7 protein-coding genes and 1 pseudogene are annotated in these 8,908 nt (G+C 43.0%); 1 reads left to right on the top strand and 7 read right to left on the bottom strand.

Annotation, left to right across the window (positions count from 1 at the left end; genetic code table 11):
• Positions 1-28: 28 nt before the first annotated feature.
• From FU659_RS36130 to FU659_RS33795, 4 genes are all read right to left on the bottom strand, one after another.
• On the bottom strand, positions 29-181 hold the full coding sequence (locus FU659_RS36130) for a hypothetical protein (protein ID WP_187274587.1): 153 nt from the start codon (positions 179-181) through the stop codon (positions 29-31).
• A 153-nt stretch (positions 182-334) separates the two neighbouring features.
• Positions 335-709, bottom strand: a complete 375-nt coding sequence (locus FU659_RS33805; protein ID WP_147951551.1) for a VOC family protein — start codon at positions 707-709, stop codon at positions 335-337.
• A 453-nt stretch (positions 710-1,162) separates the two neighbouring features.
• On the bottom strand, positions 1,163-1,870 hold the full coding sequence (locus FU659_RS33800) for an IS6 family transposase (RefSeq protein WP_397357133.1): 708 nt from the start codon (positions 1,868-1,870) through the stop codon (positions 1,163-1,165).
• A 612-nt stretch (positions 1,871-2,482) separates the two neighbouring features.
• A complete protein-coding gene (locus tag FU659_RS33795; protein ID WP_147951549.1) occupies positions 2,483-3,853 on the bottom strand; it encodes a flavin monoamine oxidase family protein in 1,371 nt (456 codons plus the stop codon).
• 368 nt (positions 3,854-4,221) lie between these two features.
• Between FU659_RS33795 and FU659_RS33790 the strand changes: the two are divergent.
• Positions 4,222-4,606, top strand: a pseudogene (locus FU659_RS33790) (SDR family oxidoreductase); the annotation flags it as partial.
• Positions 4,607-4,974: 368 nt separating this feature from the next.
• Here the strand turns inward: FU659_RS33790 and FU659_RS33785 are convergent.
• The 3 genes from FU659_RS33785 to FU659_RS33775 form a co-directional block, all read right to left on the bottom strand.
• A complete protein-coding gene (locus tag FU659_RS33785; RefSeq protein ID WP_147951548.1) occupies positions 4,975-5,667 on the bottom strand; it encodes a DUF3888 domain-containing protein in 693 nt (230 codons plus the stop codon).
• 181 nt (positions 5,668-5,848) lie between these two features.
• The gene (locus FU659_RS33780) at positions 5,849-8,068 is read right to left on the bottom strand and encodes an RCC1 domain-containing protein (protein ID WP_147951547.1); all 2,220 of its coding nucleotides are present in this window, start codon (positions 8,066-8,068) and stop codon (positions 5,849-5,851) included.
• Positions 8,069-8,318: 250 nt separating this feature from the next.
• Positions 8,319-8,792 carry a hypothetical protein gene (locus tag FU659_RS33775; RefSeq protein WP_147951546.1) on the bottom strand — a complete coding sequence of 158 codons (474 nt, stop codon included), beginning with the start codon at positions 8,790-8,792 and terminating at the stop codon, positions 8,319-8,321.
• Positions 8,793-8,908 lie beyond the last annotated feature (116 nt).

Raw genomic sequence — 8,908 nt, 5'->3', positions numbered from 1 at the left:
TTGGAAGTTGAATGGTGTATCGCTACTGCTAGAGTGTTGGATAAACATGTCTATTTGTCGTCTCTAAACAACCTAAAAACTGGTTAATCAACAGGCGTGATAAAACATATATTTCTTCAACCAGATCTGAATCCCAACCGAGAATTCTATTCTTTAGTTTTTGATAAATATATTCTTCCATGAATTTGTCCCCCTAAATTACATTCGCAGATTCAGGTATTCGTTACCAAATCCGATTTTCCTTTTTTTGTAACTATCCTGCCCGTTACTTCAGCAAAATAGAGATCGTCAAACTGCGCGGCAGCTGACGATCCCTATTTGAGCAACGTCTTTGTTAGTTGAATTCAAGAAACTCCAGACGATTACCGAATGGATCATTTAAATAGAAACGTTTTACGCCTTCATCTGTTCTTGCATCATCGTCTATTACTTGAGCATTTTCTTGAAGCAAGTATGCCCGCAATGAATCGATATTTTTTACATGAAATGCGGGATGGGCTTTTGTAGCAGGAACGAAGTCCTTTTGAACACCAATGTGTACCTGATGAATGCCACATTGAAACCAAACGCCACCACGCTTTCTCAAGTTTTCAGGCTTAGGGATTTCCCTCCAACCAAGTAAGTCAACAAAGAACAATTTTGCTGTTGGTTCACAGCCCTCAGGAGCAGCTAATTGAACGTGATCAATTCCAAAAAAATTAAAAGACATAATATAACCACTCCAATTCGTTTCATTGTATGGAACTAAGTTTCATTAATTGATTTTATTTTTCATTATAATCCAATGAAAATCCATTTAAATTCAACCAATTTATCAAACTCTTATCTGCCCGTTAGCATAACGCGGTTGCCGATCCATGCCGGCAGCCGCGTCTTAGTTGTTTATTAAGCTATAGTTCTGCGGGATAAATAAAGATATTGAGATTCATGCCAGAACGTAGAAAGACCCACAAACGGTGGTTTGCAGGGTAACTTCTCTATCATCGACTATTTCTCTTCGATTGGCGTATAAATCTCTAGCTCACTTTCAGGTGAAGTCGGATTAAATCTTTCGTCCATCAACTCCACTACCCAACCTTTAGTATGTTTGTAGCCATTCTCATCAATCGGTTGTGGTGCAAGAATCTAAAATGGATAGCAAATACCCAGAAATTGTGATTAACTATGCCACTATACCAAATATTATATTGAGCCACTCAACAGCAGATAGGACAGACGAATTATTTTCCGCCTGTCCTTTCCTAATCATATGCATGGCCTCGATTCCCTTCAACGTCTGTTCTGCAGTTTGAAACGTTTTGAAACCAAGCATTGGTTTCGTAATTTTCTTTGTGAATCGATGATCTTGTTCCACAATGTTGTTTAAATACTTTGTCTGTCTAACCAAAGTTTCTTTTGGCATAGCTTTTTCATTTATTAATTCTTGTATAGCTGGTGGATAGGCAGGGTTTTTATCCAAAGTGATCACACGTGGTAATTGATTATGTGGTGAGGTGAATGCTTTTGTAAAGAAACGCTTAGCTGCTGGCATATCTCGATTTTCAGATAACATAAAATCAATCGTTTTCCCCATAGAATCAACCGCTCTATATAAATACTTCCATTGACCTTTGACTTTGATGTAAGTTTCGTCCGTTCTGTACGAATCATTTGTGGGTCTTAAATAGGGGCGGATTCGTTTGTCTATTTCGGGCCCAAACTCATGGACCCATCTTATGATTGTCGTATGGGAAATATCTAATCCCCGCTCGCTCATTATTTCTACGATGTCTCGATAACTTAAACTATATTTTAAATACCATCGAACTGTTAGTAAGATGATTGACGATTCATACTGCTTCCATTTAAATAAATCCAATTTGGTTTCCACACTAAGTTGCTCCAATCCCATGACTTCATTATCAGTTACATTATCATGAATTAGAACTTTGCACCACAACCCAAATAATTAACTGCGATAAATTTCATTGTAATCCATTTAAATAAACCCATATGCAACTTTTTTTGTTGATTATTGTTTCCTATTAATAATTTAATCAACTTTACCAAATCAGGTTCAAATAATCCTGACAGCAACTCAAAGCCGCGTAGTGTTTTTGAAGGATTTACTATTAAATCGTCACTGAAAAAATACTTTTCACCTATAAGTGAGTGTTTACAAAATACATAGGGTATAAGCAAATGGGCAGATTTCAGGATACTCCCCTCTTTCTTCTTTTCTTAACTCGCGTAACCTTTTTATTCATGATTTATGCTTGCTTAATTCACCATTTAATAAGTGACTCTACAAAAAGGAGCCTAGCCAAGTTCAATTGGGCTGAGCTCCTTTTTGCTTTTCGTTTTTGTTGATTTAACTTAGTTTACTGTTTAGTTTCATTGGTCCTGCTTTTGCAACTTCAAAAATACAAAGACTGCAAAAATAGTGTAACCTCATGGAACAAGTTATTGTCTCGTACTAGTTGTTAATACATACATTACCGTACTATATGCTATCACTGGCAATAATTTGATTTACAGCTCGTAACGCAGAAGAGATCGCACCTTCAATCCAACCGGGAAAAAGACTTGTATTATCGCCAGCAAAGTATATTCTACCTTGTTCGGCAGACAGTGTTGGGAGCATTCGAATCATCTGTTTCGGCTTATACCAAGCATATGCACCTCGGGAGTAAGGATTATGATCCCAAGAAAAGACCGTCCCACCTTCATAATGATACGACAATTCAGGAAGCACCTGTTTGATTTCTGATACAGCTGAATTAAAGCTACCAGCTCTAGATATTTCTCGCGCCGATTCACCGGAGGAGTACGAACAAATTAACCCCCTCCTTGATGTCGTTTGAGTGAATGTAGCATCAAGCAACCATCCAATTTTCAGATCCGTATTTACTGTAGTAAAGGAACTCAAGTTGTTCCAGAATCTAGTTCGGCTTTGTATGACGGTACGCGTAACGGAAGTGGAAAGTTGGTTTTGAATGACATCATTTTTTTCTTTGCTAAGTGGCGGGGAAAAATGAATTGTACGCAGGACTGTAGAGGGAATGGCCACAATGACCCGATCACAGCAGATCGTGAACACTTCGCCAGAATTAGTAAATTGGATAGCTACCCCTTTATTACTATGTTCAATATGCGTCACAGCACATCCATAACTGATATTAGAGCCAATTGTAAGGGCAAGCTTTTTCGGCAATTGATCCATTCCACCTACTATAGTCTGTGTATTTCTTTCGGAACTGGCCATTTTTAAGTCAAGCAGTCGCTGTAATGCAGATACTTTGCGAATACCATCACCTAACATCTGCATATATCCGATTTCAAACAGCTTAATCGCACCCGAAGATGCTCCTTGGCTTTTAAGATATTCTTCCATTGTCATTGAATCGAGCTGTACCGCTTGTTTTGTGGGCCAGCCCGGCAAAAAAGGATTACCCGTCGCGTTAAGCCCCGGCTTGAGATACTTTTCCAGCATTCCCGCATATCCTAAAATTCTTTCCTCGGCTGTAAGTGAAACAGGCCATTGTGCAGGTTCAGCCGGAGAATCTATTATTAATCTCCCGTCGATATATGACAAACTTCTATTGGGGACTGGTAAATTTATCAATTGAACCCCGGCTTGCTGGGCATAACTTAATGTGAGAAAATGATGCGCTCCAATGAAGGCCGCCCCGATTTCGCAAAACAATCCGTCGGCAAATTGATCCCGCATCGTGTATATGCGACCACCCGGTTGACTATTTGCCTCTAATAAACGCACGTTATATCCTTGTTTCATAAGCTCCAAAGTGCATACCAAACCCGCCATCCCTGCCCCAATAACTACAATACGCTCAGGAAAACGACCTATTAACATAAAATCCGATTCCTCCAAATATTACTTTTATATACATCATGTGTGTTTATAATCCTTTAGTTCCTAGGTACTTTGTATTATTCTATGCTGTCCGTTACTTCAATAAAACAATAGAAGAGCTGCCTGAAGCAAGCTCCCCCACTATCGATTCCAGTTAGCGTAATGATTCATTATCAACAAACATCATCGTAAGCTTCACCTAATGATTCAAGATCCTCGTTTAACCAGTACCATCTTTCACCGTTATTTTAAAATATGCGCTCTAATAGCTCAGTAAATAAATTGGCTATTATTGGACTTTCTACAGGGACACCATGTCTATCCCAAAAGCTATCGTAACATTTCCCTAACCGCTCATTTTTCTTTTTTTCTCCATCTTTTATTTAACTAAATTAGCTTTTCCGCATATGAAACCCGGTAGCTCCATCATCAAGTGGGATCCTTACGGCATATGAAGGAAATGAACAACTGATTGATTATTCCGCAACTAAAGGTGCAATTGTATCTTTTACCCGTTCACTATCCAAGTCCTTGCATAGCAAGGGTATACGTGTCAAGGGTATACGTGTCAACGGTATCGTACCCGGCATGATATGGACTCCGCTCATCCCAGCTTCTTTCCCTTCAGATCAAGTTGCGAATTGGGGAGCAAAGAACCTGATGAAACGTGCCGGCCAGCCTTTTGAAATTGCCCCCGCTTACGTTTACTTAGCTTCTGAAGACTCTACTTATGTATCAGGAGGAAGGAAATAATTTCCTGCTTTCTCTATTAAGTTCTTTGTTTTTCTACGCAAAAAAAACCTGTCATTTCGACAGGTTGAATAATCATCAAATGTGCAGCGCCAAAAACATGGAGCGCCTCATTTCTGTTAAAGAAGTCAAGGAGGATGTCCTGCCTGCTCCAAACCTATTCTGGACGGTTGTTCCCTGAGAGGTCACTGCACAATTATATATACGCCTATTAGGGGCTAATTCCTTCTAAATACTGTACCAGTTACCACAAATACTTTATAGAAGTCTTTCTAAGCACCACATTAGACCCAGAGGTTAACTGGTACTAATGTATTTTAGCATGTTGCTCAAAAGTGGTAAAAGCCAATTTATTGAACTAACGTGCCCCGTTACTTCAAAAGATTTTGGTAATTGGGGAGGAAGTCATCCTTAACGGGTCCTCTAAGATGTTCAAAATTTTTAAGCTCAACTCCAGCCGGAGAGATCCGATATGTAAGTTCATCTTCGCCGACAGGTATATGAGGACCGACTATGGGTTGAGCATCAATTGTGATTAAAAAATCAAAACCACGGAAAGCAGCTACCCTTTCAAGACTCTTCACATTTACATAACCTGGATGAATAACTGGTGGTACTGTAATTACATCTGCGTATACCTCAGCAAGCTTTTCTTGTATATGCGGAAGTAGACTTATGACAAGCATATCTTGTAATTGCAGTTCCCTTGAGTCCTCAAGTGGCTTATTGCCAGCTGCATTTGAAGTTTGCTCTGAAAGAGCCTTTTCAGCAACATAGTGAACATCTATTTTATGTTTGTTATCCGTCTCAGGAGAGGCTTGTGTGTATTTTACAAGAGCACCACTGCTCTCAGCGAATAAACGAAGAGGCACATATGCCTTGTTATTATAGTTAAGCACCTCTTCACCTTCCTGTAGTTGTACTTCTTTGGAAAGTCCGTTAGCTAGAAAAAAAGTAACTTGACTTGGAAAGATTGTTGCTTCAATTACACTCGAAGCAAATACAGAAGTTGTTGCCATTAAGAAGGCACCACACAACACACCTGCAATAAAATGTTTCTTCAATTCGTCCTCTCCTCTTCAAATGTAAATTCTTCTATCCAATTGACGAAGCCAATGTACTATTCGTTGCAAACATGTATAAATTAAATACCGCCAACATACATGCGATTCAAGGGAATGGAAAGTTGCGTTACTCTGCCCGTTAGCGGGGAATAGCCAGCCGCCGGATGTCGGTTGCCTTCTCCTAGGGCAGTACAACCTCTCCTGGCGTAAATAACGGACTACCATATGGCAGCGCTCCGAGCCAATAGACCGTACCGCCCTCCGCGACGAACAGATGTTGAAAAAAGGTACGTCCTTCAATTGGGTAATGATACATCGATGCGGAAGACTTCAGCCGAACCCCTGTCGGAAGGCTCGCTTCTACTTTAAAGCTGCCGTTCGGATCCCAAATCCGGCCATCTTGGCCGATCTCTGCGCCTCCGGTTAGGCGGATGGCCGATCGTCCCGTCTTCTTCACTTGGACGGCAGTAGTTTCATTGTCGTTATTTCCATCACGATGTAGCTTCAGTTCAACCTCATACACCTGGCCATTCACGTCCAATGCTTTGCCGATGTAACCGATCCCATCGAAAAATACGTAATGCATCGCTGACCACTGCTTAACCGGCGTATCGATAGATACGAGCCTCATTAGAGGCACGCCGTCCTTTGTTCGTTCCTTGAAATAAAGCTCCCCTTGGTCGGTACGAACGAACGGAATCGGCTCGCCGGTTACTTCGATGACTTTCCCTTTCGGCTTCGGATCGAATTGGAGCTCGGCGCTGTTGCCCAACCCCGATATGCTGCCTTCCACATGGAATACGCGCCCGTCCGACAAGGCCGTCAAGATACCATTCAAGGCGATGGATACGTCCATAACTGGCACCGGCGTTTGTAGCAACTTGCATGGCTCCGTCTCGTCGGGATTCGCGGCCAGGAGTCTGCCATCCTCGAATAGCACGGCAAAATGCCCTAACGCCATGATTACCTTCTTCGCTTTCTCGCCTAGCAATACGGGCTTTGCCACGGCGCCGTCCTTGAGCGTCCACACATCGCCTGCTCTCACAGCATATGCTCGACCAAACGTAGGAAATAGGGCGTCCACTCCCTTCCATGTACCGATCGCAAGCAGGTCTTCTGCAAAGATCGGCTGCCGACCAAGCTGGCCGTACATATTGGAGCCGATCGTCAAAACGCGGCCATCCGCCGTTAAGGCGAGCAGATGATCGGAGCCTGCTGCCAATGTCTCTACATTGTTCAATGCGGGGTGCCGCTGCGGGGTTTCGGTTATAGTAAACTTCTCCGCAGATTGATCATAGGCGCCCAGTTCTTTCCCCCATACCCAAACGTAGCCATCCTTATCCAGGGCTGCCGTCAAATGTACCGTTGACTTTACTTGAGTGGTACCTCGCGGCAGTACGGTCGACTTGAGCACTCCGCTACCGTTCATCGTGTACCAAGTGCCTTTATCCGATAAAATATAAGCCGCTTCCTCATACGACATCGTAGTTTCAGTTCGTGCCACCTTTCCGCCGTCAGGAAGCTCAAGCGGAGCAGGATCAGCATTCGGAACCGATGAAACGGTCGACTGTCCCACCCATAGTATCCCCTTGTTGTCGACCGCCAGCATGATATAAGGGCTAGCCATGACGGATACCGCACGGAATGATGCCTCAACCCGTTTGACTGATGGCTTGCCGTCCTGACCGTATGTGGAATACAGCTTGATGATTCCATCGGAACCAACGGTAAAAACCGATCCATCGTCCGCCTGAGCGATCGACTTTACGCCGGATAACCATGCTATTTTCTCAGGGCCTCGTTCAGCGTTCATGTCGATGACTCCGCCGGATTTTACCAATGCGAATCGCCCCTCCAGCTGAATAACAGGATCGCTCTCTGGCAACCCTTCGACCTTCTTCGGAAAGGCTTCGGGCCTCTGACCTTCTCCCCAACCTGATATCCCCCACCGATAAACAGTTCCGTCCCCGGCTAAGGCGTAAGAGGAGCCGAATTCCATCCCGTAACCGGCACCATCGAACAAATGGCCTGCAGAAACTTGCCGGATCCCCTTAATCGGCAAGCGAGATGGTTGCTCGGCAGGCGTAAATCCAGAAGCCTCTTCCGTATCAGGATACCATTTCATATCCGGCGGACATGACGCGAAGCTGAACAATGGTTCGGGAAGCGTAGTCGGCGCTATCGAAACTATCGGTTCAGCCGGTGTTGGTTCTTCACTCGGCATAACCGGTGTGACGCTCGGAGCAGGCGTGGCGGAAACCGGGGTACCTCCAGTTCCCGCCGAATTCTGAAGTGTCCTGCTGTATACGACTGTGGACAGCAGGATGATTACTGCTAGCAAGCCCCCCATCATAAATTTGTACTTTATGAGAAGGTTCAAGACTCTCGTGTAAAAGGACATAACCGACACCTCTTCCAATTAATTTCCATTCACTTGTTTAGACGGTCGGTCTGGCGGAAGGTTGCGAGCGCACGGCACGATGGACAAAACTACCTCCGTCACTCCTCTAAAAATAAATTCATTTTCATTTCATTGGAATTTTCGATAATACGCCCTTCCCTTAAAGGAAAAGCAGCCGATCATTCTGTTCGGCTGCCGTTGTGTTCTTACTCAGCTAACGTTCTGCGTTAGCGGAATGTTTTAATTTTCTTTAGTCCCAAAAATTAAAGATGACATCTCCGACGGTTTTAGGTTTCCAATGAAAAATCTGCCTTAATTCTGCTTCGTTTAGGCTATTTTCGTTTAACACGGTAAGTGTTCTTTCATCGAGTGCTAATTGTTGATTTAGTGCGATTGCAGACAGTACCCTAAATACGTCATTAAAAACACAGACAATATTAGAAAGTGAGTGATCGATAAATTCAATCTCATAGTTCTGTACTGAAGAAGCGAACCCTATGAAGGGATATGAACTGTTTAACAAAATGAAAATGCTTTCGTTATGTAAACCAAGCTCTGCTTTATAGAAATTTTGTGATACATGTGGTTCTTCAAAGGACAGGAACTTCCCGTTAGAATAGTTTGCCAACGAGTAACAAAGTCTTTTGAATTGTAAAGAATCGACCTCTGGCAAATCATCGACAAGAAATCCAGAGATACCGTTCAGAAGTAACACTGCAGTCACCTACCTCTTTATCCTTCTTCCTACCCTTTACAGTACAGATAACATGATTTTAACACATATTGGAAGTATCCTGCCCGTTAGTCATAATGAACGAGGCGGCCCTCATTCGCCTAACG

The sequence above is a fragment of the Paenibacillus sp. N3.4 genome, from assembly GCF_008017805.1.
Lineage (GTDB): Bacteria > Bacillota > Bacilli > Paenibacillales > NBRC-103111 > Paenibacillus_E.
Note: the sequence above shows the minus strand (reverse complement) of the source record. Positions and strands in the feature narration are given on the sequence as shown.

What these genes read in the sequence shown, in the direction of transcription:
- FU659_RS36130 (WP_187274587.1), bottom strand. Translation starts at nt 181, where the DNA reads ATGGAAGAATATATTTATCAAAAACTAAAGAATAGAATTCTCGGTTGG.
- FU659_RS33805 (WP_147951551.1), bottom strand. Translation starts at nt 709, where the DNA reads ATGTCTTTTAATTTTTTTGGAATTGATCACGTTCAATTAGCTGCTCCT.
- FU659_RS33795 (WP_147951549.1), bottom strand. Translation starts at nt 3,853, where the DNA reads ATGTTAATAGGTCGTTTTCCTGAGCGTATTGTAGTTATTGGGGCAGGG.
- FU659_RS33780 (WP_147951547.1), bottom strand. Translation starts at nt 8,068, where the DNA reads ATGTCCTTTTACACGAGAGTCTTGAACCTTCTCATAAAGTACAAATTT.